Annotated in this window: 26 protein-coding genes; 17 read left to right on the forward strand and 9 right to left on the reverse strand. The window is 53.0% G+C overall.

Annotated elements, in window-relative coordinates; translation table 11 throughout:
• Positions 1-95: 95 nt before the first annotated feature.
• Positions 96-1214: a PQQ-dependent sugar dehydrogenase gene (locus tag HV346_RS07020; protein ID WP_181622813.1), complete on the forward strand. Its 1119-nt coding sequence runs from the start codon at positions 96-98 to the stop codon at positions 1212-1214.
• Here HV346_RS07020 and HV346_RS07025 read toward each other — a convergent pair whose 3' ends face one another.
• Positions 1215-1841, reverse strand: a complete 627-nt coding sequence (locus tag HV346_RS07025; protein ID WP_181622814.1) for a glutathione S-transferase family protein — start codon at positions 1839-1841, stop codon at positions 1215-1217.
• A gap of 257 nt (positions 1842-2098) precedes the next feature.
• On the opposite strand from HV346_RS07025, the gene dacC reads away from it, so the two are divergent.
• Complete coding sequence (dacC, locus tag HV346_RS07030; RefSeq protein WP_181622815.1) at positions 2099-3304, forward strand: serine-type D-Ala-D-Ala carboxypeptidase; 1206 nt, start codon at positions 2099-2101, stop codon at positions 3302-3304.
• Positions 3305-3388: 84 nt separating this feature from the next.
• Here dacC and deoR read toward each other — a convergent pair whose 3' ends face one another.
• The 3 genes from deoR to HV346_RS07045 form a co-directional block, all read right to left on the reverse strand.
• A complete protein-coding gene (gene deoR, locus HV346_RS07035) occupies positions 3389-4147 on the reverse strand; it encodes a DNA-binding transcriptional repressor DeoR (protein ID WP_181622816.1) in 759 nt (252 codons plus the stop codon).
• 67 nt (positions 4148-4214) lie between these two features.
• On the reverse strand, positions 4215-4823 hold the full coding sequence (ybjG, locus tag HV346_RS07040; RefSeq protein ID WP_181623712.1) for an undecaprenyl-diphosphate phosphatase: 609 nt from the start codon (positions 4821-4823) through the stop codon (positions 4215-4217).
• 7 nt (positions 4824-4830) lie between these two features.
• Positions 4831-5559, reverse strand: a complete 729-nt coding sequence (locus HV346_RS07045) for a phosphatase PAP2 family protein (RefSeq protein WP_181622817.1) — start codon at positions 5557-5559, stop codon at positions 4831-4833.
• Between the two features lie 168 nt (positions 5560-5727).
• On the opposite strand from HV346_RS07045, the gene HV346_RS07050 reads away from it, so the two are divergent.
• Positions 5728-6960: an MFS transporter gene (locus HV346_RS07050; protein ID WP_181622818.1), complete on the forward strand. Its 1233-nt coding sequence runs from the start codon at positions 5728-5730 to the stop codon at positions 6958-6960.
• Positions 6961-7015: 55 nt separating this feature from the next.
• On the opposite strand, the gene HV346_RS07055 is transcribed toward HV346_RS07050, so the two are convergent.
• A complete protein-coding gene (locus HV346_RS07055; protein ID WP_181622819.1) occupies positions 7016-7828 on the reverse strand; it encodes a Cof-type HAD-IIB family hydrolase in 813 nt (270 codons plus the stop codon).
• Positions 7818-9032: an MFS transporter gene (locus HV346_RS07060; protein WP_181622820.1), complete on the reverse strand. Its 1215-nt coding sequence runs from the start codon at positions 9030-9032 to the stop codon at positions 7818-7820. The genes HV346_RS07055 and HV346_RS07060 overlap by 11 nt, the downstream gene beginning before the upstream one ends.
• Before the next feature lie 81 nt (positions 9033-9113).
• Between HV346_RS07060 and HV346_RS07065 the strand changes: the two genes are divergently transcribed.
• Positions 9114-9707: a TetR/AcrR family transcriptional regulator gene (locus tag HV346_RS07065; RefSeq protein WP_181622821.1), complete on the forward strand. Its 594-nt coding sequence runs from the start codon at positions 9114-9116 to the stop codon at positions 9705-9707.
• A 116-nt stretch (positions 9708-9823) separates the two neighbouring features.
• Here HV346_RS07065 and HV346_RS07070 read toward each other — a convergent pair whose 3' ends face one another.
• Entirely contained in the window at positions 9824-11509 is a 1686-nt protein-coding gene (locus tag HV346_RS07070) for an aspartate:alanine antiporter (protein ID WP_181622822.1), read from the reverse strand.
• 278 nt (positions 11510-11787) lie between these two features.
• Here HV346_RS07070 and HV346_RS07075 point away from each other — a divergent pair, with 278 nt between their 5' ends.
• On the forward strand, positions 11788-12162 hold the full coding sequence (locus HV346_RS07075) for an inner membrane protein YbjM (RefSeq protein ID WP_181622823.1): 375 nt from the start codon (positions 11788-11790) through the stop codon (positions 12160-12162).
• Positions 12163-12205: 43 nt separating this feature from the next.
• Here the strand turns inward: HV346_RS07075 and HV346_RS07080 are convergent, their stop codons facing one another.
• Positions 12206-12475: a GrxA family glutaredoxin gene (locus HV346_RS07080; RefSeq protein WP_010429050.1), complete on the reverse strand. Its 270-nt coding sequence runs from the start codon at positions 12473-12475 to the stop codon at positions 12206-12208.
• 187 nt (positions 12476-12662) lie between these two features.
• Here HV346_RS07080 and nfsA point away from each other — a divergent pair, with 187 nt between their 5' ends.
• From nfsA to HV346_RS07140, 12 genes are all read left to right on the forward strand, one after another.
• Positions 12663-13385: a nitroreductase NfsA gene (nfsA, locus tag HV346_RS07085; RefSeq protein ID WP_181622824.1), complete on the forward strand. Its 723-nt coding sequence runs from the start codon at positions 12663-12665 to the stop codon at positions 13383-13385.
• Positions 13386-13454: 69 nt separating this feature from the next.
• Complete coding sequence (rimK, locus tag HV346_RS07090; RefSeq protein WP_181622825.1) at positions 13455-14357, forward strand: 30S ribosomal protein S6--L-glutamate ligase; 903 nt, start codon at positions 13455-13457, stop codon at positions 14355-14357.
• Positions 14358-14420: 63 nt separating this feature from the next.
• The gene (locus HV346_RS07095; protein WP_181622826.1) at positions 14421-14897 is read left to right on the forward strand and encodes a YbjN domain-containing protein; all 477 of its coding nucleotides are present in this window, start codon (positions 14421-14423) and stop codon (positions 14895-14897) included.
• A 351-nt stretch (positions 14898-15248) separates the two neighbouring features.
• Positions 15249-16361, forward strand: coding sequence for a spermidine/putrescine ABC transporter substrate-binding protein PotF (potF, locus tag HV346_RS07100; RefSeq protein ID WP_181622827.1), 1113 nt, complete (start codon positions 15249-15251; stop codon positions 16359-16361).
• 100 nt (positions 16362-16461) lie between these two features.
• Positions 16462-17595 (forward strand): putrescine ABC transporter ATP-binding subunit PotG, encoded by a 1134-nt coding sequence (gene potG, locus HV346_RS07105; RefSeq protein WP_181622828.1) that lies wholly within the window; start codon positions 16462-16464, stop codon positions 17593-17595.
• 9 nt (positions 17596-17604) lie between these two features.
• Entirely contained in the window at positions 17605-18561 is a 957-nt protein-coding gene (gene potH / locus HV346_RS07110; protein WP_181622829.1) for a putrescine ABC transporter permease PotH, read from the forward strand.
• Entirely contained in the window at positions 18558-19403 is an 846-nt protein-coding gene (gene potI, locus HV346_RS07115) for a putrescine ABC transporter permease PotI (RefSeq protein WP_181622830.1), read from the forward strand. The genes potH and potI overlap by 4 nt, the downstream gene beginning before the upstream one ends.
• Before the next feature lie 17 nt (positions 19404-19420).
• Positions 19421-19942: a YbjO family protein gene (locus HV346_RS07120; RefSeq protein ID WP_181622831.1), complete on the forward strand. Its 522-nt coding sequence runs from the start codon at positions 19421-19423 to the stop codon at positions 19940-19942.
• A 117-nt stretch (positions 19943-20059) separates the two neighbouring features.
• The gene (gene rlmC / locus HV346_RS07125) at positions 20060-21196 is read left to right on the forward strand and encodes a 23S rRNA (uracil(747)-C(5))-methyltransferase RlmC (RefSeq protein WP_181622832.1); all 1137 of its coding nucleotides are present in this window, start codon (positions 20060-20062) and stop codon (positions 21194-21196) included.
• A 64-nt stretch (positions 21197-21260) separates the two neighbouring features.
• A complete protein-coding gene (locus HV346_RS07130; protein ID WP_181622833.1) occupies positions 21261-21686 on the forward strand; it encodes an Sbal_3080 family lipoprotein in 426 nt (141 codons plus the stop codon).
• 89 nt (positions 21687-21775) lie between these two features.
• Positions 21776-22483, forward strand: a complete 708-nt coding sequence (locus tag HV346_RS07135) for a response regulator transcription factor (protein ID WP_181622834.1) — start codon at positions 21776-21778, stop codon at positions 22481-22483.
• A complete protein-coding gene (locus HV346_RS07140; protein WP_181622835.1) occupies positions 22467-23939 on the forward strand; it encodes an ATP-binding protein in 1473 nt (490 codons plus the stop codon). The genes HV346_RS07135 and HV346_RS07140 overlap by 17 nt, the downstream gene beginning before the upstream one ends.
• Positions 23940-24004: 65 nt before the next feature.
• On the opposite strand, the gene artJ is transcribed toward HV346_RS07140, so the two are convergent.
• On the reverse strand, positions 24005-24736 hold the full coding sequence (gene artJ, locus HV346_RS07145; RefSeq protein WP_181622836.1) for an arginine ABC transporter substrate-binding protein ArtJ: 732 nt from the start codon (positions 24734-24736) through the stop codon (positions 24005-24007).
• Positions 24737-24863 lie beyond the last annotated feature (127 nt).

Consider the following 24863-nt stretch of genomic DNA (forward strand, 5'->3'; position numbering starts at 1 on the left):
GCGACTCCCCCTTCGGATTAAGCTTTTGTAAAAGTGGTAACTCGCCCTGGCTCAGTGGCTAATCTTTATGCCATATGCTGATAAAGGAGTGTGTTATGCATCGATCCTCGCTCATTTTCGTTCCTGCGTTATTTGTCCCCTTTTCCCTGCTTGCGGCTCCTGATGCGGTAAACGTTGAGGTGTTGCAAAACAAACTTGATCACCCCTGGTCGCTGGCGTTTTTGCCAGACAATAAAGGGCTGTTACTGACACTGAGGAACGGACAGCTTAAACACTGGCAGGCGGGGAAAGGGTTGTCTGATCCCATTGCGGGTGTTCCCAACGTTTGGGCAAGTGGTCAGGGAGGATTACTGGATGTGGTATTAGCCCCCAATTTCTCTGAGTCACGCCGGGTTTGGCTGAGCTATGCCGAAGTGGGAAACGATGGAAAAGCCGGTACTGCGGTGGGTTATGGTCGGTTAAGTGATGATCTGACGCGCATTGAGGGCTTTCAGGTGGTATTCCGCCAGATGCCGAAACTCTCTACCGGTAACCATTTCGGCGGACGACTGGTGTTTGACGACAAAGGCTATCTGTTCATTGGCTTAGGAGAGAACAACCAGCGTCCAACGGCTCAGGATCTGGATAAGTTACAGGGGAAAGTTGTGCGCCTTACCGAAGACGGCAACGTGCCGGCGGATAACCCCTTTGTGAAGACTTCTGGTGCGCGGCCTGAAATCTGGTCTTACGGTATTCGCAATCCGCAGGGAATGGCGATGAATCCCTGGAGCGATACGCTATGGCTCAATGAGCATGGCCCGCGTGGCGGAGATGAGATCAATATTCCGGAAAAAGGCAAAAACTACGGCTGGCCGCTGGCAACACACGGAATTAATTACAGCGGGCTGAAAATCCCGGAGGCGAAGGGTGAGCATGTCGAAGGAACCGAGCCGCCGCTGTTTGTCTGGAAAGTGTCCCCTGCCGTGAGCGGCATGGCGTTCTATAACAGCAGTGTCTACCCGCAGTGGAAAAACAAACTCTTTGTCGGTACTCTGAAGGAGAAAGCGGTCATTGTCCTGAGCGTTGACGGTAATCGCGTGAGCGAAGATGGGCGCATTCTGGAAGACAGAGATAAGCGAATTCGTGATGTGCGGGTTGGACCGGATGGTGCGCTGTATGTGTTGACTGATGAAACGGACGGGCAACTGTTAAGGGTAAGCCCGTCCGGGACGTGATCAGGTTACGGGGATCATCACGACGTTGCGATACGCCGGGCGCTCACTGAGTTGCTGGATCCAGCGTTCAAGATGCGGGCGCGGGGTCCACTTCAGACCCATATTGGTCAGGTTCCAGACAAAGGGCGCTACGGCGATATCACCTACACCAAATTCCGTACCTGAGAACCACTTATGCTTAGACAGCTCGTCATCCATCATTGCGAACAGCGTTTCACAGGCATCTTGTGCCGAGTGAATGGCGGGGTAGTCGCGTTCTGGCTCTGGCGTTCTGATTAGCCCCATCAAAATGACACGATGGGTGGGAGAGAGCGTCTGGTTTGCCCAGTCCATCCATTTTTCGCCCTGGGCGCGTTCCGCCGGGCTATCTACCCATAAGCGGCTTTGACCATACTGGGCGGCGAGATAACGCACGATCGTATTGGACTCCCAAAGCGTTGCGCCGGTCTCTTCATCGCGCAGGAGCGGAACCAGCCCGTTGGGATTCATGGCCAGATAGTCGGCCTCTTTATTCACCCCAAACTGCAAACCAGCCATAACCTGTTTAAACGGTAAATCCAGCTCTTCCAGAGCCCAGAGGACTTTCTTAACGTTGGTCGAATTGTTCCTGCCCCACAGCGTAATCATGTTAACTCCCAAAATAGTCAAACAACCTGAGATGTGAATCAGAGCCAGTGACTGGACATGGTGAGATAAACCTAACAATTACGCAACAGAAGACAAAAAAATCGTTCTTATCAAAGCGTATCTGGATGTTATTGCATAAACTTTAAAAACTTTACCTGGTTTAGGTTTCTTTAAACGCATTAGTACGATATTACTCATCGCTTCTTGCGACACGGTGATGTGACGTGACTTTTTGAATGGACACTCGGGTGGCATTTATGACGCAGAAAATGACTTCTTTGCGCGGCCTGGCAGCAGGTTCCGCGCTCCTGTTTCTTTTCGCTCCTACACTCTACGCAGCTGAGCAGGCTGCACCAGAAGCGCCTCCTGTTGACGCGCGAGCCTGGATATTAATGGATTATGCCAGCGGTAAGGTGCTGGCAGAAGGGAACGCTGACGAACAACTTGACCCCGCCAGCCTGACTAAAATTATGACCAGCTATGTGGTTGGACAGGCATTAAAAGCGGGCAAGATAAAGCTGGAAGACCAGGTGACAATTGGTAAGGATGCATGGGCGACCGGCAACCCGGCGCTGCGTGGTTCTTCCGTGATGTTTCTGAAACCCGGCGATCAGGTTTCCGTTTCTGATTTGAATAAAGGGGTGATTATTCAGTCAGGAAACGATGCCTGTATTGCACTGGCGGATTATGTCGCAGGTAGCCAGGATTCCTTCATTGGCCTGATGAATGGCTATGCGCAAAAACTGGGATTGACCAACACCACCTTTAAAACGGTTCACGGCCTGGATGCGCCAGGCCAGTTCAGTACCGCACGCGATATGGCGCTGTTAGGTAAGGCGCTGATCCACGACGTGCCGGACGAGTACGCTATCCACAAAGAGAAAGAGTTTACCTTCAACAAAATCCGCCAGCCGAACCGCAACCGTCTGCTGTGGAGCACTAACCTGAATGTCGATGGAATGAAGACCGGGACAACTGCAGGGGCGGGATATAACCTGGTCGCGTCAGCGACGCAGGGAGATATGCGTCTGGTCTCCGTTGTGCTGGGAACCAAAACCGACCGTATTCGCTTTAATGAATCGGAAAAACTGCTGACCTGGGGTTTCCGTTTCTTTGAAACCGTAACCCCGATTAAGCCGGATGCTACCTTTGTTACCCAACGCGTTTGGTTTGGTGATAAAAGCGAAGTCAATCTGGGCGCCGGGGAAGGCGGTTCAGTCACGATCCCGCGGGGTCAGTTGAAAAATCTGAAAGCCAGTTACACCATAACGGACCCTCAACTGACCGCACCGCTGAAAAAAGGCCAGGTCGTGGGGACGATCGATTTCCAGCTTAACGGCAAATCGATTGAACAACGTCCGCTGATGGTCATGGAAGCGGTAGAGGAAGGCGGTTTCTTCAGCCGGATGTGGGATTTTGTGATGATGAAATTCCACGGCTGGTTTGGCAGCTGGTTCTCATAGGTAAAAGCAAAACGGCAACCCAGGTTGCCGTTTTGCTTTTCTGAACCTTCTTCCCGAGGGAAAGGAGACCAGGCCGCAATACCCTTAATACATCAACTTAATCTGCTGCGCTTTGGCGTGATCGACCAGGTCATCTTCCGGGCGGCAATCACTCACTATCGTATCAAAACGCGCCAGCTCGCCCATTCTCGCTGGACGTACCTTGCCAAACTTACTGTGATCAACCACCAGAACGTGGTATTGCGCCGCGTTGAGCGCCCAGTGTTTCACCGGCAGTTCTTCCAGGTTAAAGCAGGTTGCTCCCTGCCGTACACTCACGCCTGCCGCAGAATAAAAGGCGATATCCGGGCACAAACTACTGAGTGTGTCCTGCAAATTAAGAGGTTTGAAAATGGCGTTACTGGCGTGGAACTCACCGCCACAGAGGATCACCCGACACTCGGGTTTCTCCTGAAGCGCCAGGAAGGTGTTCAGCGAGTAGCAAACAGCGGTAAACGGCAAACTGCTGTCGATCGCCTCGATGATCCATGGGGTTGTTGTTCCGCAGTCAAAGAACAGCGTCTGATGAGGCTGCACCAGGGAAGCCGCCAGACGTGCCGCTTTGCGTTTTTCTTCTACCAGACGCGTTTTTTGATCGCTTATCAGGTAGTGGCTGGCGCTGCGTGGCTCCAGAACGATATACCCGCCCAGCAGTACAACGGGGGCACTGTCGCTGTTCAGGTCGCGACGAATGGTCATCTCGGAGACACCGAGCAGGGAAGCAGCTTCTTTAAGATGCAGCTTATCACTGCGCTTCAGCGCCTGTAGCAGCTGAGCAATGCGGTCATCGCGTCGTGTTTCCATAGATCCTCAGGGTGGAAAAGTGAACCCCCGCAGGGCGGGGGTTCAAGTGTAACCTGTCGGGCCGGGATTAGTCACGTATCCAGCCTTTACGGATAGGGATCGCAAAGCAAACGCGATAAAGATGTGAGAGCCCACGGTAAAGCGCTTGACCAAAAAGGCTCCACAGGATCGCCGCACTGACACAGCCAATCAGCCCCACAAGGAAGCCGCCGATCATATCCAGCGGCCAGTGCACGCCCAGATAGACACGTGACCAGGCGATGGCGGCGGCGATAACCATCAGTACCGAGCCCGACCAGAGTCGATGCCAGAACAGGAAGGCCAGTGCAAAGGTGAAGATTACCGTACCGTGGTCGCTCGGGAAGGAGTCATCTGGCGCATGGTGCAGGAAGGTATAGCCGACGTGATCGACGAAAGGGCGATCGTGAGGGAAGGCGTGTCCGAGAATAAAACTGACCAGAACGCTTACGCCCAGGGCCATCGCAACTTTAATGACCAGCTGGCGCTGGGCATTGACCTGCTTGCGCGGACCCCAAAGCCAGAGAATAGCAGCCAGTGCCGGTACAATGCTGATGAGGTCTTTTGCCATAAAGGTCGCGACATCAATCATCCATTCCGGTGACGCGGGGGTGGCGTTAATCAGATAAAACAGTCCGTAATTCAGTTGCTCTAACATATTGTTGTCACTCTTTAGCAAACCAGGCGGAAACAAGGCCATAGGCCACCACCTGAGAAAACCAGACCCACCACCCAGCCCACAGGTTGTGAGAGAAAAAATGCGCCCCGCGCATGACTTGCCCGAACCCCATCGCCAGGCCTAAAAAAATGCCCAATGCGACGAAGAACCAGGCCAGACGAGGACGTTCGCGCCAGAAGGCAAAAAACAACCCCATGACCATAAAGCCACTGGACGAATGGCCGCCAGGGAAGCAGCGTCCGGGACCGCTGTCAGCGGGTATTGCGCCAAACAGGGGATAAGAGATCGCCTTGCCGCCATACTCCACTAAATCCCAGGGACAACTGTGGTGGCTGATACTCTTCAGCACCCCAACAACCAGCGCCCCAAGCCCCATCAACAGGGCGGCGGTAACCAGTCGAGCATTACGACGAAATGCACCGTAAAACAGGGCGACCGCCCCCAGGGCAATCGCGATATATTTAGCCAATCGATGGTTCAGCAGATCCAGCAGCGCGTTTTGCTGCAACGGAAACCCCCGCGTTGTAGCGTCATACCAAAAGCCGGTGATCCAGCGATCCACTGTTTCGTCACGAGAGAGCCAGGTAAACAGCACAGCAAGGACTATCAGCACGAAAAGTTGATAACCATAAAAGCGTATCGGCAAACGGTAAAGTTGTTTTGTCTTATTTGTCGGTAACTTAGATAATTCTGAACGGCTGGTGGTTTGTGCCATAAATTGAGATCGGTGACGTGAAATAGGGCTATCATATTTCTGTCAACTTAAGGAAACCTTAAACAACGACGATAAGTGCTTTATTTCTGTTTTTTCCCGATTATTGACTATCTCAGACAGCGGCAATTCATTACACTCACCGCGATTTTTTCATCATAAAGAGACTTCATGCTAAACCGTTCTTCTTCAGGTAGTCGTCTGGGGCGCCAGGCGTTACTTTTCCCTCTGTGTCTGGTGCTCTACGAATTTTCTACCTATATTGGCAACGATATGATTCAACCCGGAATGCTGGCTGTTGTTGAACAGTACAACGCCGGAATTGAGTGGGTTCCTACATCCATGACGGCCTACCTTGCGGGTGGGATGTTTTTACAGTGGCTGCTCGGGCCGTTGTCGGACCGCATTGGCCGTCGTCCCGTGATGCTGACGGGAGTGGTATGGTTTATCGTGACCTGCCTCGCCACGCTGTTGGCGCAAAACATCGAACAATTCACACTGCTGCGCTTCCTTCAAGGGGTGAGCCTGTGCTTCATCGGGGCGGTGGGGTATGCCGCCATTCAGGAATCCTTTGAAGAGGCGGTGTGCATCAAGATCACGGCGCTCATGGCCAATGTCGCGCTGATTGCGCCTCTGCTTGGGCCACTGGTGGGGGCCGCGTGGGTACACGTCGCGCCGTGGGAAGGGATGTTTATTCTCTTCACTCTTCTTGCGGCTATCTCCTTCTTTGGTTTGCATCGCGCCATGCCGGAAACCGCGACCCGTCTGGGCGAAAAGCTTTCGCTAAAAGAACTCGGCCGTGATTACAAAGAGGTGCTGAAAAATGTCCGCTTTGTGGCGGGGGCGCTGGCGACGGGGTTTGTCAGCCTGCCATTGCTGGCATGGATTGCCCAGTCTCCGGTCATCATTATCAGCGGCGAAAAGCTGAGCAGCTATGAATATGGCTTGCTGCAAGTCCCGATTTTTGGCGCGTTGATCATGGGCAACCTGGTGCTGGCGCGTCTGACGTCGCGGCGCACCGTGCGTTCGCTGATCATTATGGGCGGCTGGCCGATTGCGGCAGGGCTGATTGTCGCGGCGGTTGCCACGGTTGCATCGTCACATGCCTACCTGTGGATGACCGTGGGGCTGAGTATCTATGCCTTTGGTATCGGTCTTGCGAACGCTGGTCTGGTACGTCTGACCCTCTTTGCCAGCGAGATGAGCAAAGGGACGGTGTCTGCTGCGATGGGAATGCTGCAAATGCTGATTTTTACCGTCGGCATTGAGGTGAGCAAGCATGCCTATGCGTTTGGCGGTAACGGGCTTTTCAGCCTGTTTAATCTCGCCAACGGCGTGCTGTGGGTTGCCCTGATGGTGGTATTCCTGAAGGACAAACGCGTCGGGGCGGCGTTGCAGCCTTAATCTGTTCGTTCCCTCTCCCACAGGGAGAGGGGGGAAGGCATCAAATCCGACAGCGTCAATAAAACGGCGCTTCTTTGCTCAGTACTTTCTCTATCACATCCAGCACGCCTTCGAGATTGTTGTGCGGCGCTTCATAGCGCGCAACCGCTTTAATCTGCGTCCTGGCATTTGCCATCGCAAAGCTAAATCCGGCCTGGCGCAGCATTTCAACATCGTTGCCGCTGTCGCCAAAGGCCACCACTTCGCTGTCGTCAATGCCCCAGTGGTTTTGCAGAAGGCGCAACCCGTTGGCTTTGTGCACGCCCGGTATAATCAAATCAATATTGCCGTGACCGGTGGTGACGGGAACCATAATGTCGCCCAGCTCAGCATGGATCATAGTCTGGACGCGGGGGATTTCATCATCGGGCAGGTTTAGCCCAAATTTAAAGAAGATATCGTTAAGATTATCGAAATTATCGACCATTTCCAGACGGTGATAATACTGCGCCGCCATCGTTTTAAGTGCATCGTTGTATGACTTCAGGGTATAGGCACTGTTTTTACCGCAGGCGATCACTTCAACGCCCTGGAGTGAACAGAGAAACTGCGCGACGGTAGCAAACTGGGTTTTCGTCAGCTCGCCATTGAACACATCTTCTCCGGCATTGACCACCCAACCGCCGTTTTCTGCCACAAAGGCGATCTCGTGGGCGATCTCCGGGAAAAACGAAATTAGCTGGTAGTACTGGTTGCCACTGGCGACCACGAAACGGATCCCCAGTTGCTTCATGCGCGTATATTGCGCCAGAAAACGCTCGCGGTTGTATGTCTTCGCATCGCTCAGAAACGTGCCATCCATGTCGACTGCAATCAGTTTAACGCTCATATCCCTTCTCCAGTGTCGGTTGTTCTGCTGTCGGCTTTGCTACCGCACGCGCGACCAGCGCCGCAATAATTACTAATCCCAATACCACCAGCATGGCACTGCGCAATCCATAATGTTCACCCAGGAAGCCGAGCAGTGGCGGTCCCACCAGAAAGGCAAGATAGCCAGTGGTGGCGACCACGCTGACGCGCGTTGGCGCATCCGGGCCAGTGTCGCTGGCGGCAGAGATGGTCAGCGGGAAGCCGAGTGACGCACCAAGCCCCCACAAAATGACCGAAACGCCGGCAATCCAGTCGACATCGACGAAGATGATCATCGCAATGCCTAGCCCACCCAGCAGCGCACTGGCGCGAACCACCGCCACCCGGCTGTAGCGATCGATAAACCAGCCCCCGGTAAACCGCCCGACGGTCATACCCAGCGTAAACCCGGCGTAGATCAGCGAGCCGGAGGTTGGGCTAAATCCGTGTCCGTCTACCATCAACAAGGGGAGCCAGTCATTGGCTGAACCTTCAGCAAAGGCCATGGCCAGCACCACTACACCAATCAGCATCAGTTGCATATCACGGTAAAACGGTAAACCTTTCTCCGCTGATTTCTGTTCATCAGCCGAGTTTTTGCCCGTGCCGTCTGGGATGGCTTTGATCCCGGTCAGTACGGGAATAATACAGACCAGCGCCGCCAGTAAAATATGCAGATTCGCGGCGATACCAAACGCGGTCAGTGCCATCCCAACGCCCGCGCCAGCCAGTGTGCCGAGGCTGTAAAAGCCGTGCATCATCGGCAAAACTGTTTTGTTCATTTCGCGTTCTACCGCAGCACCTTCAACGTTGATGGCAACCTCGGCTGCACCAAAGCTTCCACCAAAGACCGTCAGCCCCAGGGCAAACAGAAGCGGGGAGGCGAACCACAGCGCTACGCTTAATACCATCATCCCGAACACTGCGCAGCACATGGTGGTACGGATCACAGCCCGTGTGCCAAAGCGTTTTACCAGCCACGCGGAGCAGAGAATTCCGCTCATCGAGCCTATTGACAGACCAAACAGCACAATCCCCATTTCCGCGGTAGATACGGACAAAATATCGCGGATGGCCGGTGTACGGGTTGCCCATGAAGCCATTAATAGCCCGGGGATAAAGAAGAACATAAACAGCGCCCACATGCGCAGCTGCAGGGCTTTACGGGGAGAGGTCAAGGTCATTGGGGTAGCACCAGAAGTACAACAATAGCGACAACACTAACAAGTTTGTGTACATTTGTACATAAATGAGGTGAGGAATTTATGAGCAGAGCACCGAACGATCCTAAGCGCAGGGAAAAAATCCTGCAGGCCACGCTGGATACTATTGCCGAACATGGCATCCAGGCCGTTACCCACCGTAAAATTGCCAGCTGTGCAGGTGTCCCGCTGGGGTCGATGACCTACTATTTTTCAGGTATGGAGTCGCTGATTGAAGAAGCTTTCACGTGGTTCACTCAGGAAATGTCCCGGCAATACCGTGACTTCTTTGCCGGTGTCACTGGCCCGGAAATGGCGTGCGAGTCCATCACGACACTGATCCACAGCTCGGAAGTTACCACGCCACACAATATGGAGCTGATGTACCAGCTCTATGCCTTTATGAACCGCAGTGCGGCGTTGAAAATGGTAATGCAGGACTGGATGAAGATGAGCCAGACAACGTTAGAGCAGTGGTTTGACCCTGTCACTGCTCGTGCGCTGGATGCGTTTATTGAAGGCATGACATTGCACTTTGTGACCGACAGACAGCCGTTGTCGCGGGATGAGATCCGGGCGATGGTGGGCAGAATTGCGGGGGAAGGAATTTCAGGCAACAAAAAACCCATCAACCTTGAACCAAAACGGCGGGGTTGATGGGCTCCACAAATTGGGGACATCAAAGAAAAGCAGTGGCACTAGTTATGACTGCCCTCTGAATAAAAAGTTCTGCGCATCGCAAAAATTTTTTCTGCAATGCGCAAACTTGAGAGTTATCCGAGTCCCGGCCAGATGATGATGATAAGCGTACCGGCCAGAGTCAGCAGTACGTTGGCGATGGCGTACGTGCCGGCATAGCCCAGCGCCGGAATATTGCTGCGCGCGGTATCACTGATAATTTCCATTGCCGGCGCACAGGTACGTGCGCCCATCATTGCGCCAAACAGCAGGGCGCGGTTCATACGCAGCACGTAAGCCCCAAACAGGAAACAGATCACCACAGGAACCAGGCTGACAATCAGGCCTGATACCAGCATCTGCCAGCCTACGGCCCCCAGGCTGTGACCAATGCCGCTGCCTGCGCTTAATCCGACGCCAGCCATAAAGACCATCAGGCCAAACTCTTTGACCATGTTCAGTGCGCCTTGCGGGATATAGCCAAATGTTGGATGGTTCGCACGCAGGAATCCGAGCATGATCCCAGCAAACAGCAACCCGGCGGCGTTACCGATGCCGAAGCTAAAGTTGCTGAACTGGAAGGTGATCATCCCGATCATCAGGCCCACAATAAAGAAGGCACAAAAAGCCAGCAGGTCGGTGACCTGGCTGTGAATTGAGATAAAGCCGATACGTTCGGCAACGGTTTTAACGCGACGAGCATCGCCGCTCACCTGCAATACATCGCCTTTGTTCAGGACGACGTTATCGTCGATAGGCATTTCAATCTGGCTGCGGATCACGCGGTTTAAGAAGCAGCCGTGGTCGGTCAGTTTCAGTTGTGCCAGGCGGCGGCCGACTGCGTTGTGGTTTTTCACCACAATCTCTTCGGTGACGATACGCATGTCGAGCAGATCCCGGTCAAACACCTCTTTTCCGTTACGGAAACTGGGGTCGAGGCGCGCATGGGCGTCGGGATAGCCGACGAGCGCAATATCATCGCCCATCTGCAACACCGCGTCACCGTCAGGGTTTGCCAGAATACCGTTACGGCGAATACGTTCGATATAGCAGCCCGTCTGGCGGTAGATCCCCAGTTCACGCAGGTTTTTGCCGTCAGCCCAGGCCACCAGCTCTGGCCCTACGCGATAAGCACGAATAACGGGCAGGTAGACTTTACGCTTGGTATCAGTATCCAGCCCGCGCTCGCGCGCAATCTGCTGGGCGCTGGTCTGCAAATCCTGATGCTGCAGTTTGGGCAGATAACGCGCGCCCACAATCAGGCTTACCAGGCCAATCAGATAGGTCAGAGCATAACCGAGACTCAGGTGATCGAGGGCGGTAGAGAGCTGGGAGCCTTCCATTCCGGAGTGGCGCAACGTGTCCCCCGCACCTACCAGAACAGGGGTTGAGGTCATGGAGCCTGCCAGCATCCCGGCCGTTAAGCCGATATCCCAGCCAAACAGCTTACCGAGACCAAGTGCGATCAGCAGCGCGCTACCGACCATCACCAGCGCCAGCATCAGGTAATTTTTGCCGTCGCGGAAGAAAATGGAAAAAAAGTTCGGACCCGCTTCCACGCCTACACAAAAAATAAACAGCATAAACCCAAGATTGAGCGCATCCGTGTTAATGCTGAAATGTTGCTGACCTAATAATAATGAGACCACCAAAACGCCAATGGAATTACCAAGTTGAACTGAACCCAGGCGCAATTTACCCAGACAGAGGCCCAGCGCAAGTACCACAAATAATAACAGGATGTAATTCCCATTTAACAAGTCTGCGACGTTTATATTCACGGAGGCTAACTTCTTGTTTACCAGTAAGCTGTTGAAAGGAAGGGTTATTTAGGCTACTGTTTTGCTCTGTGTGCGAAAGAAAACGTACCTTTTGGCACATGCGCTTTATATCCCACAGAGCAATAACAGGTCGTTAGTTTAATCGTATTAGATATCTACGGCTAGTGAAGATCGCGCAACACTGTATGAGCTTAGGCAAGGAATGCCGCATTGCTTTATCTGACTGGGCGTCCGCAGGACGAATGTGTATTCGATAGAGATGAAGTCAGGAGGATTATTTGAACATCAAGCGCAACTGGGCGGGGATCGTCAGCGGTTTTTTGTTATTTACGGTGGTTTGCCTGTCGTTATCCCTCAATGTCACGGGAGCGTTCAGAGCCTCTGGTCATTCTGAACTGGGCTTGCTCTTTTTTGTGCTTCCCGGTGCAGCCGCGAGTTTTCTCTCCCGCCGGGGAGAAGTCATCAGACCCCTGTTAGGGGCAATGCTCGCTGCGCCAGTATGTTTGTTGTTGATGCGCGTGCTGTTTGTCTCATCGCGCTCATTCTTGCAGGAACTGGCATGGCTGATGAGCGGGGTGTTCTGGTGTGCGCTGGGGGCGCTATGCTTTTTATTTGTGCGTCGCATGCTACACCGACGGCGTCACCGCAAATAAAAACGCCCTCATTTTGAGGGCGTTTATCGATAACGTTCAGACATTACTGAGCAGCAAAAAGACCCAGATTTTCTTTCGCGTAGGCTTCAAAATCGGTGCAGCCGCCAATGTGCTTCTGATCGAGGAAAATCTGCGGGACGGTTTCAACCGGTTTACCCACGGTTTTTTCCAGATCGGCTTTGGTGATACCTTCCGCGTGGATATCCACATAACGGAAGTTGAAGTCATCACGCTCTTCGGTCAGTTTCTCAGCCAGTTCTTTTGCGCGCACGCAGTAAGGGCATCCTGGACGACCAAAAATCACTGCAAACATTTCTCTCTCCTCAAAAAACAAGCCTGACGGCGAATGGAGCGTATATTGCACGATAACCTGCCGTCATGGAAAGAAGGTTTCACCTGTCGCTTTAATATCTCTGAGCTATGTTTCGCCAATTACATGCAGCATATCATTGCCTATACTGGCTGCCATATTGCGTACAGACAGACCAAAGAGAGACAACATGACGCCAACGATTGACCTGCTACGTTCCCACCGTTCGATTCGCCATTTTACCGATGAGCCAATCACTCAGGCACAGCGCGAAGCCATTGTGGACAGCGCAAGGGGTACATCCAGCTCCAGTTTTTTACAGTGCAGCTCTATTATTCGTATTACCGACCCCGCAATGCGTGAACAACTGGTGACGCTAACGGGTGGGCAAAAACATGTGGCTCAGGCGGCGGAGTTTTGGGTGTTTTGCGCCGACTTTAACCGCCATTTGCAGATCTGTCCGGAGGCTGAGCTTGGCCTGGCGGAACAACTGTTGCTCGGCGTCGTGGATACGGCGTTGATGGCGCAAAATGCCCTGACAGCAGCGGAATCATTAGGGTTGGGTGGGGTGTACATCGGCGGTTTGCGCAATAACATTGAAAGCGTGACAGAACTGTTGAAGCTGCCTAAACACGTTTTACCGCTCTTTGGCCTGTGCCTCGGCTGGCCGGCGGATAACCCGGACGTCAAACCACGCCTGCCTGCAAGCATGATCATGCATGAAAACCACTATCAGCCAGTCGACCAGGATGTACTGGCACACTACGATGACGAGCTGGCGCACTACTACCTGACGCGCGGCAGCAATACCCGTCGGGATACCTGGAGCGACCATATTCGTCGCACCATCATTAAAGAAAACCGTCCGTTTATTCTCGACTATTTGCATAAACAGGGCTGGGCAACGCGATAGTGCATTCATCCTGTGCCTGCCTGCGTGTATGATACGCAGGCTTTTCCCATGTTATTAGAGAGGTGCAGGGTGAACATTGCCATTTTGTCCCGGGATGGAACGCTCTATTCATGCAAGCGCCTGCGCGAAGCGGCACTAAAGCGCGGCCATCAGGTTGAGATCCTCGATCCGCTGTCCTGTTATATGAATATCGACCCGGCAGCGTCGTCGATTCACTATAAAGGTCGTCAGTTACCGCATTTCGACGCGGTCATCCCCCGTATTGGTTCTCAGATTACTTACTACGGTACTGCCGCATTACGTCAGTTCGAAATGCTCGGAAGTTACCCCCTCAATGAATCCGTCGCGATCTCACGCGCCCGCGATAAGCTCCGCTCGCTGCAACTGCTGGCCCGTCAGGGCATTGATCTGCCCGTCACCGGAATTGCCCATTCGCCGGACGACACCAGCGATCTGATTGATATGGTCGGGGGCGCGCCGTTGGTGATCAAGCTGGTGGAAGGTACGCAAGGTATTGGCGTAGTACTGGCAGAGACGCGCCAGGCGGCTGAAAGCGTTATTGATGCGTTTCGCGGCCTCAATGCCCATATTCTGGTGCAGGAATATATCGAAGAGGCCAAAGGGCGGGACATTCGCTGCCTTGTGGTGGGCGATGAAGTCGTGGCTGCCATTGAACGTCAGGCAAAAGAGGGCGATTTCCGTTCTAATTTGCACCGTGGTGGTGTAGCGCGGGTAGCTGATATCAGCGAACGTGAGCGCGAAATGGCTGTTAAAGCCGCACAAACGCTGGGACTGGATATTGCGGGTGTCGATATTCTGCGCGCGACGCGAGGGCCGCTGGTGATGGAAGTGAATGCCTCACCGGGGCTGGAAGGCGTCGAGAAAACCACGGGTATTGATATTGCGGGTAAAATGATCGCATGGATCGAACGCCATGCGACGCCGGGGTTCTGCCTGAAAACGGGCGGTTAAATGGATCACTGCGTATTTTTTGCGTAATCTAGGCGAAGTTTTTTCTTAAGAGGCTGCACAGCGATGGATTTACAGGTCGTACCAACACTGGATACGTTACGTCAATGGCTCGATGATGCGGGAATCACTTACTTTGAGTGTGATTCCTGTCAGGCGCTGCACTTGCCGCATATGCAAAATTTCGACGGCGTGTTCGATGCCAAAATCGATCTGATCAACGACGTGATTCTTTTCTCCGCCCTGGCTGAAGTGAAGCCTTCAGCGCTGCTGGCGCTGGCTTCCGATCTGTCGGCTATTAATGCCAGTTCTTTGACGGTGAAAGCATTTCTCGATATTCAGGATGATAATCTGCCAAAACTGGTTGTTTGCCAGTCTTTATTCGCTGGAGCAGGGCTCTCCTTCAAACAGTTTTCCTGGTTTATGCGCCTGAGCGAAGAGCAGATCTCGATGGTGATGCTGGAAGCCAGTGCACATCATCTGCTGTATGGCAGTGAAGATGACGCAGAGAATAATGATGCATCTCCCAATTTTCTTCACTAGTGCTGTCTGACTTTTGCGCAGTCGCTGCCAGAGCGGCTGCATAACACCATTTTTTCTGCTACTTGTAACCTTTCTTTAAAGAATTTTTCACCTCCCCAAAGGCCATTTCGGCTTATCACGTAGACATTACCTGCATAAAAAATTGATAAAAGGCGTTTTTTCGTCTGGGCTATAGCCGGAGACACGGGCTACAGTTATTCTTGCGATGCTTAAAAAAGCGAGCGAATACTGCCGGATAACGTCGTTTCTTTTTATTTCGGGCAGAGCGACAAAATATGCATGAATATTGCATATCTTCAGATTGCACAGTTTTAGTTCGTTTGTTAACGAGCTTTCATAAGGAATAACGATATGATCGCCTTGAATAAAAAATGGTTATCGGGTCTGGTTGCGGGTGCTCTGATGGCCGTCTCTGCCGGCTCGCTCGCTGCGGAACAAAAAACGCTGCACGTTTATAACTGGTCTGACTATATCGCGCCGGATACGGTGGCAAACTTCGAAAAAGAGACCGGGATCAAAGTGGTCTATGACGTGTTCGATTCGAACGAAGTTCTGGAAGGCAAACTGATGGCGGGAAGCACCGGCTTTGACCTGGTGGTTCCGTCCGCAAGCTTCCTGGAGCGTCAACTGACCGCAGGCGTCTTCCAGCCGCTGGATAAAAGCAAATTACCGAACTGGAAAAACCTCGATCCGGAAGTGCTGAAGCTGGTTGCAAAGCATGACCCGGACAACAAATACGCGATGCCTTATCTGTGGGCGACCACTGGTATCGGCTATAACGTCGACAAAGTGAAAGCGGTCCTCGGCAAAGACGTCAAACTCGATAGCTGGGACGTGGTGCTGAAGCCTGAAAACCTTGAGAAGCTGAAAAGCTGCGGTGTCTCCTTCCTGGACGCCCCGGAAGAGATTTTTGCCACCGTACTTAACTATCTGGGCAAAGATCCAAACAGCACTAAAGCCGATGACTACACCGGCCCGGCGACCGATCTGCTGCTGAAGCTGCGTCCAAACATTCGCTACTTCCACTCATCCCAGTACATTAACGACCTGGCAAATGGCGACATTTGTGTGGCCATCGGTTGGGCAGGCGATGTCTGGCAGGCGGCTAACCGTGCGAAAGAGGCTAAAAATGGCGTGAATGTGTCTTACTTCATTCCAAAAGAAGGGGCTCTGGCGTTCTTCGACGTGTTCGCCATGCCTGCTGATGCCAAAAATAAAGACGAAGCGTATCAGTTCCTCAACTACCTGATGCGTCCGGACGTGATCGCCCACATCAGTGACCACGTGTATTACGCTAACGGTAATAAGGCGTCTGTGCCGCTGGTCAGCGAAGAAATCCGCAATAATCCGGCGATCTATCCGCCAGCCGATGTCTTCGCCAAGCTGTTCACCCTGAAAGTGCAGGACCCAAAAATTGACCGCGTGCGTACGCGTGCGTGGACGAAGGTGAAAAGCGGTAAATAAGGCTTTGTGAGATGTATGCCGGGCAGGTGTTGTTCTGCCCGGCGATACGCACCCTTTTGGTGCGTTTGCACCAGTTTTGATTTATGCCGGAGAACACCCCGTGAATGAAGTGATCCCCCGCCCGCAGGCGAAAGTCCGTAAAGCGCTGACCCCGCTTCTTGAAATCCGTAACCTCACGAAATCTTTTGACGGCCAGCATGCCGTGGACGACGTTAGCCTGACCATCTACAAAGGCGAGATTTTTGCGCTGCTGGGTGCGTCTGGCTGTGGTAAATCTACATTGCTGCGTATGCTGGCCGGTTTTGAACAGCCGACAGCCGGGCAGATTGTGCTGGATGGTGTTGATCTCTCCAGCGTACCACCGTATCAACGCCCGATTAACATGATGTTCCAGTCCTACGCCCTGTTTCCGCACATGACCGTTGAGCAGAACATTGCCTTTGGCCTGAAGCAGGACAAGCTGCCAAAAGCCGAAATCACGGCGCGTGTGGCCGAGATGTTGAGTCTCGTGCATATGCAGGAGTTCGCCAAACGTAAACCGCACCAGCTTTCAGGCGGTCAGCGTCAGCGTGTGGCGCTGGCGAGAAGCCTGGCGAAACGCCCGAAACTGCTGCTGCTCGACGAGCCGATGGGAGCGCTGGATAAAAAACTGCGCGACCGTATGCAGCTGGAAGTGGTGGATATTCTTGAGCGTGTGGGGGCGACCTGCGTCATGGTGACTCACGATCAGGAAGAGGCGATGACCATGGCTGGACGCATTGCGATCATGAATCGCGGTAAGTTTGTGCAAATTGGTGAGCCGGAAGAGATCTACGAACATCCGACCACGCGCTACAGCGCAGAGTTTATTGGCTCGGTTAATGTGTTCGAAGGGCTGCTGAAAGATCGTCAGGAAGATGGGCTGGTGATTGAATCTCCTGGGCTTGTTCACCCCCTGAAAGTCGATGTTGATGCGTCGGTGGTGGATAACGTACCGGTTTACGTGGCGCTTCGTCCGGAAAAAATCATGCTCTGCGAAGAACCGCCTGCCGATGGTTACAACTTTGCCGTCGGGGAAGTGGTGCATATTGCCTATCTGGGCGATCTCTCGATTTACCATGTGCGTCTGAGTAGCGGGCAGATGATCAGTGCTCAGTTGCAGAACGAACACCGTTACCGTAAAGGTCTGCCGACCTGGGGCGACGAAGTGCGTCTGTGCTGGGATGCAGACAGTTGCGTCGTGCTGACGGTATAAGGAGCGATCATGAGTACACTTGAACCTCCAGCCCGCCGTGTAGAAAAACCGGGCGGCTTTGGGCATTGGCTGGCGCGCATGCAGATGGCGCATGGGCGCAAGCTGGTGATCGCCATGCCGTATGTGTGGCTGATCCTGCTGTTTCTGTTACCTTTCCTGATCGTCTTTAAGATAAGTCTCGCCGAAATGGCGCGGGCGATCCCGCCGTACACCAACCTGCTGGACTGGGCCGACGGGCAACTAACGCTGACGCTGAATCTGGGTAATTTCCTTCAGCTCACCGACGACCCGCTCTATTTTGAAGCCTATCTGCAGTCGTTGCAGGTGGCGGGGATCTCGACGATCTGCTGTCTGTTGTTGGGGTATCCGCTCGCGTGGGCGGTGGCGCACAGTAAACCGTCGACGCGCAATATTCTGTTGTTGCTGGTGATCCTCCCGTCCTGGACCTCATTCCTGATCCGCGTGTATGCGTGGATGGGGATCCTGAAAAACAACGGGGTGCTGAATAACGTTCTGATGTGGCTTGGGGTTATCGATCAGCCGCTGACCATTCTGCACACCAATCTGGCTGTTTATATCGGCATTGTGTACGCCTATCTGCCGTTTATGGTGCTGCCAATTTATACCGCCCTGACGCGTATCGATTACTCGTTGGTTGAGGCGTCGCTGGATCTGGGCGCTCGCCCATTAAAGACCTTCTTTAGTGTGATTGTGCCACTGACAAAAGGTGGCATTATCGCCGGTTCTATGCTGGTGTTTATCCCGGCGGTTGGGGAGTTTGTGATCCCGGAACTGCTGGGGGGGCCGGACAGCATCATGATTGGTCGTGTTCTGTGGCAGGAGTTCTTCAATAACCGCGACTGGCCGGTGGCTTCAGCGGTGGCGATTGTGATGTTACTGCTGTTGATTGTGCCGATCATGTGGTTCCACAAGCATCAGCAAAAACAGATGGGAGATCACGGATGAACAATTTACCGGTCGTTCGCTCTCCGTGGCGAATTCTGATCCTCGTGATCGGATTTACCTTCCTGTACGCGCCGATGCTGATGCTGGTGATCTATTCGTTCAACAGTTCCAAGCTGGTGACGGTATGGGCGGGTTGGTCGACGCGCTGGTACAGCGAGTTATTCCACGACGACGCGATGATGAGTGCAGTAGGGTTGAGCCTGACCATTGCCGCATGTGCAGCAACCATGGCATCGATCCTTGGAACGATAGCCGCGATGGTGATGGTTCGTTTTGGGCGTTTTCGTGGGTCTAACGGCTTTGCGTTTATGATCACCGCGCCGCTGGTTATGCCAGATGTTATTACCGGTTTATCACTTCTGTTGCTGTTTGTTGCCCTGGCACATGCCATCGGTTGGCCAGCGGATCGCGGTATGTTGACCATCTGGCTGGCACACGTCACCTTCTGTACTGCCTATGTGGCGGTCGTGATCTCGTCGCGTCTGCGCGAACTGGATCACTCTATTGAAGAGGCGGCGATGGATCTCGGTGCAACGCCGCTGAAGGTCTTTTTCATCATCACGTTACCGATGATTATGCCTGCGGTGATTTCCGGCTGGTTACTGGCCTTTACGTTGTCGCTGGATGACCTTGTGATCGCCAGCTTTGTTTCTGGCCCAGGCGCGACGACGTTACCGATGTTGGTCTTCTCCAGCGTGCGTATGGGGGTTAACCCTGAGATTAACGCCCTGGCTTCCATCATTCTGGGGGTTGTCGGAATTGTCGGATTTATCGCCTGGTATCTGATGGCTCGCGCGGAAAAACAGCGTGTACGTGATATCCAGCGTGCAAGACGCGGCTGAAGCATTTAAAATTTCCCATGAAGTGCCGCGCCTGTCGCGGCACTGTTTTTCAGGGAAGTAAAACAGTGGGATTTTTTAAACAATCGCGTGGTTCGCATGCTCGTCTGAACGTCCCTGCGCTGGTGCAGGTGGCGGCGCTCGCCATCATTATGATTCGCTGCCTTGATCTGCTGATGATTCTGAACACACTGGGCACGAGCGGTATTGTTGAGTTTATCCATCGCAGCGTGCAGACGTGGAATTTGACGCTGGTCTTTCTTTCCAGTCTGGTGCTGGTTTTCGTTGAGATCTATTGTGCGTTTTCGCTGGTGAAAGGGCGCAACTGGGCGCGCTGGATCTATCTGCTGACGCAAGTGATTGCGGCGAGCTATCTTTGGGCTGCTTCGATCGGTTACGGTTATCCGGAGCTGTTCAGTATCGCAGGAGAGTCAAAACGAGAGATTTTCCGTTCGCTGATCATGCAAAAACTTCCTGATATCCTGGTGCTGTGTCTGCTGTATGCTCCGGCGTCCAGCCGACGGTTCTTCCGTCTGCAATAGTGTGTATCCACGTCATCCTTCAGGCTGTCGCTGTGTTGGTTGCGTCTGCTCACCTTGATACAACTTGAATGATTTTGTGTATATAATCGCAGCCCTCGTTATTCTTAAGGTTTTCGTATGCAGTGCGCACTTTATGACGCCGGTCGCTGTCGCTCCTGTCAGTGGATAGAACAACCGGTCTCCCGGCAACTCACCGCCAAAATGGCCGATTTACAGCAATTACTGGCTGAACATGCGGTGGGAGAGTGGTATGCGCCTGTCAGTGGGCCGGAAAAGGGGTTTCGAAATAAAGCCAAAATGGTGGTCAGCGGCAGCGTCGAAAAACCGCTGCTGGGGATGTTGCATCGTGATGGCACACCGGAAGACTTAACCGACTGCCCGCTCTATCCAGCCTCATTTGAACCGGTTTTTGCCGCTCTCAAGCCTTTTATTGCCCGAGCAGGGTTAACGCCTTACAACGTTGCGCGTAAACGTGGTGAGCTTAAATACCTCCTGCTGACAGAAAGCCAGCTGGATGGCGGCATGATGCTGCGTTTTGTGTTGCGTTCAGAGGCAAAGCTGGAACAACTGCGAGCCGCTTTGCCGTGGCTGCAACTGCAGCTCCCGCAGCTCAAGGTCGTCACAGCAAATATTCAGCCTGTGCATATGGCGATTATGGAAGGGGAGAAAGAGATCTTCTTCACCGGACAGCACGCCCTGGCAGAGAACTTCAACCATGTGCCGCTGTGGATCCGCCCACAAAGTTTCTTCCAGACGAACCCAACGGTCGCAAGTGCGTTGTATGCCAGTGCCCGTGACTGGGTCCGGGCATTACCGGTCAACCATATGTGGGATCTGTTCTGCGGTGTGGGGGGCTTTGGTTTACATTGTGCAACGCCAGAGATGACGCTGACAGGAATTGAGATTTCAGCGGAAGCCATCGCCTGCGCGAAGCAATCTGCCGCTGAATTAGGGCTAACCAATCTTCAGTTCCAGGCGCTTGACTCCACACAGTTTGCGACCGGCCAGGCCGATGTGCCGGAACTGGTGCTGGTCAATCCACCACGTCGTGGGATAGGCAAAGCGCTGTGTGACTACCTGAGCGAGATGGCCCCGGATTACATGATCTACTCAAGCTGTAATGCTCAGACTATGGCAAAAGATTTCCGCGATCTGCCGGGTTATCGCATTGCACGCGTCCAACTTTTCGATATGTTCCCACATACGGCACACTATGAAGTATTGACGCTGTTAATACGAGATCCGCTGTCGTAATGTCAATTTTTGTTAAGGAAAGCTGTGGCATAATCGCCGCTCCTTTTCCATAGACAAAAGAAAAATGAAGAAAATCATTCTGTTGCCGATGTTCGCCATCGGCCTTGTGGGTTGTACGTCTGTAAAAGTCAATCCATTGCCTAAAACTGAGCTCATTGATCGTATTTGTATTCAGCGAAATGATGCGGTCAAAGTCAGCGATTTATTACCTGTGGTGCAACAACGTCTGCAATATCACCATATCAACTCTGAAGTGTTCAGCACCGAGAAGCCTGAAAATTGCCGTTATATTATGAACTACACGGCATACCGTACCTGGGATGTCGTGCCTTATCTCTCCTCTGCAGATTTCACCATAAATCGCGAAGGGGTGATGGTTGCCTCTGCCAATTTCCATCTGCGTGCGGGTGGCGGTTTATCGCTCATGAAATGGCGAGGTACGGAGTACAAGATCAATCCCGTTATCGACCGTCTGGTCGGTGGGCAATAATCACCGTTAACTCTTAAACAAAATGTGAACTCTTCCCCGGCCTGAAATCAGGTAAGCTTTAGTCATATGAAATGAATGAAGGCTTACCGATGAAGCAGATTTTGCTGGTGGAAGACGATCGCGATATCGCGGCGTTACTGCGTCTGAATTTAGAAGACGAAGGCTATGCGATTACCCACGAGGCTGACGGAAGCAGGGCGTTATTACTGCTTGAGCAGTCGTCGTGGGATGCGGTGATCCTCGACCTGATGCTCCCGAGCGTGGATGGTCTGGAAATTTGCCGTCGTATCCGTCAGATGACCCGCTACCTGCCAGTGATTATCATCAGTGCCCGCAGCAGTGAAACCGACCGTATTACCGGCCTGGAAACGGGGGCGGATGATTATCTTGCCAAACCCTTCTCAGTCCAGGAGCTGGTGGCGCGCATAAAAGCCTTGTTCCGCCGTCAGCATGCGATGGGGCAGACGCAAATCTCCGGGCAAATCCAGGCTCATGGCCTGATGCTCGATCCCCTGACCCGCAGCGTGCAATTGCACGGTCGGGACGTTGACCTCACCCCACGCGAGTTTGAACTGCTCTGGTTTTTTGCCCGCCACCCTGGCGAGGTATTTTCGCGTCTGGCGTTGCTTGAGCAGGTCTGGGGCTATCAGCATGAAGGCTATGAGCACACCGTAAACACCCATATCAACCGCCTGCGCATCAAGATTGAGAAAGACGCCGCTGAACCGGAGATCATTCGTACTGTCTGGGGGAAAGGTTATAAATTTGCGGAGCTGAATCATGATGCGGCGCTTTAGCCTGAGCCAGCGTCTGACGCTGCTGTTTATCCTGTTGCTGATGCTCTGTGCCACTGTGGCCTGCGTGGTGCAGATGTACACCAGCATGCAGTACGGTAACGCCATGGTACAGCGGCTATCCGGTGGTCTGGCGCAACAGATCGTGCAGCGCGAACCGATTCTGGACGCGCAGGGCCAGGTTGATCGTAGTGCCCTGAAGCCGTTGTTAGACCGGTTAATGACCTTTAATCCGAGCGTCGAACTGTATGTCATATCCCCTGACGGCGAGCTACTGGCCGATGCTGCGCCACCGGGCCATATCCAGCGGCAAAAGATCGACATTACACCACTGCAAACGTTTTTAAGTGGAGCCGCGATGCCGGTCTATGGCGACGATCCGCGAAGTGCGGGTAAGCAAAAAGTGTTTAGCGTGACGCCGCTTCGCCAGGACGGTGAGCTCAAAGGCTATCTGTACATTATCCTGCAAGGTGAGGAGTCGAATGCCCTTGCCGACATGGCCTGGCACAAGGCGCTGTGGAGTACGGCACTTTGGTCACTGCTGCTGGTGGCGTTGTTTGGCCTGCTGGCAGGATTACTGGTCTGGTATTGGGTGACGCGTCCTGTGAAACGCCTGACGGCGGATGTTACGGGGCTGGAGCAAGATAGCATCAGCGCGATTAAGCACCTGGCGGCACAAACTACGGATTTGACCTCGGGGGATGAGGTGACGCTATTGCGTAACACCTTTATTGAGCTGGCGCGTAAAATTGCTGTGCAGTGGGATCAACTGGCGGACAGCGATCGCCAGCGCCGTGAATTTATTGCCACGATTTCGCATGATTTACGCACGCCACTGACCTCCTTACTTGGCTATCTGGAAACACTGTCACTGAAATCGGCTACGCTCACGCCACAAGAGCATCAGCAATATCTTGCGACTGCCCTGCGTCAGGGGCAAAAGGTCCGTCATCTCTCTCAGCAGCTCTTTGAGCTGGCGCGCCTTGAATATGGCGGCATTAAGCCACAGCGTGAGCGCTTTGCGATGGGGGAATTGATTTCCGACGTCGCGCAGAAGTTTGAGCTAACTGCCCGCACGCGCGAAGTCAATCTGCATATTGATCTTCCCGGGCCATTGCCACTGGTTAACGCCGATGTGTCGATGATTGAGCGTGTGGTGACGAATTTGCTGGATAACGCGATGCGACACACGCCGACAGGGGGGGAAATTCGGCTGGCGGTGTGGCAGGAGAATGAGCAGCTACAGGTTGAAGTCGCTGATAACGGTTCAGGCGTTGATGCCTCACTGCGCGATGAGCTGTTTCAGCGCCCGTCTGCACTAAATTCCCAGGCGTCGCGGGAAAATCGTGGGGGATTAGGGCTGCTAATTGTTAAAAGGATGCTGGAGCTACACGGCGGTGGGATCAGGCTGATGGATTCGGTGAGTGGGGCTCGTTTTCGCTTCTTTGTACCCTTATGAGAAATTGCCGGGCAGGCCCGGCCTACATACCACCCCCGTAGGCCAGGCTACCCGACAGAAGAGAATTACTGCGGGAACCACTGATCGCTGATTTTCTGATATGTACCGTCAGTTTTAATCGCTTTCAGTGCGCCGTTCAGTTTTTCCAGCAGCGCTTTGTTATCAGGACGTACCGCGATACCCAGGCCTGTGCCGAAGTATTGTGGGTCGGTCACTTTTTCTGTCGCTGTACCCAGTTGCGGGTTGGTTTTAAGCCATTCGTTCACCACGGCAGTATCGCCAAACACGCCATCAATACGGCCATTTTTTAGGTCGATAATCGCATTCTGATAGCTGTCGTAGGCAACAGTTTTGACTTCAGGATGCTTGTCCTGCAGGTACTTCTGGTGTGTCGTGCCGTTTTCCATGCCAATGCGTTTGCCTTTCAGCTGGTCAAAGGAGGTGAATTCGCCTTTTTTCGCAATGACTACCGCGGAGTTCGCGTAATACGGGTCGGTAAACGAAACTTGTTTGCTACGCTCCGGTGTGATGTCCATTCCGGAGATCACCGCGTCGTATTTTTTGAATTTAAGAGACGGGATCAGGCTGTCAAATGCATGGTTGGTAAAAGTACAGTCGGCCTGCATCTGTTTGCACAGTGCTTTCGCCAGGTCGATATCAAAACCGACGATCTGGTTGCTGGCATCCAGTGATTCGAACGGAGGATATGTCGCTGAAACACCGAAATTAATTTTATCTGCAGCTGATGCGCCAGCGGCGAAAGTTGCCAGTAATGCGGCCAGAACTACCTTTTTCATTTTAATGCTCCCGTCTGTCAATCTTGTCATTATGCGCCGTGTCTGTGGCATGAACGTACAATGCCAGTTATTGAATTTGTATGCAATAAAAATGATTAAATATTATTTAATGCATAAAAAAAGACGG

The organism is Enterobacter sp. RHBSTW-00994 (genome assembly GCF_013782625.1).
Taxonomy (GTDB): domain Bacteria; phylum Pseudomonadota; class Gammaproteobacteria; order Enterobacterales; family Enterobacteriaceae; genus Enterobacter.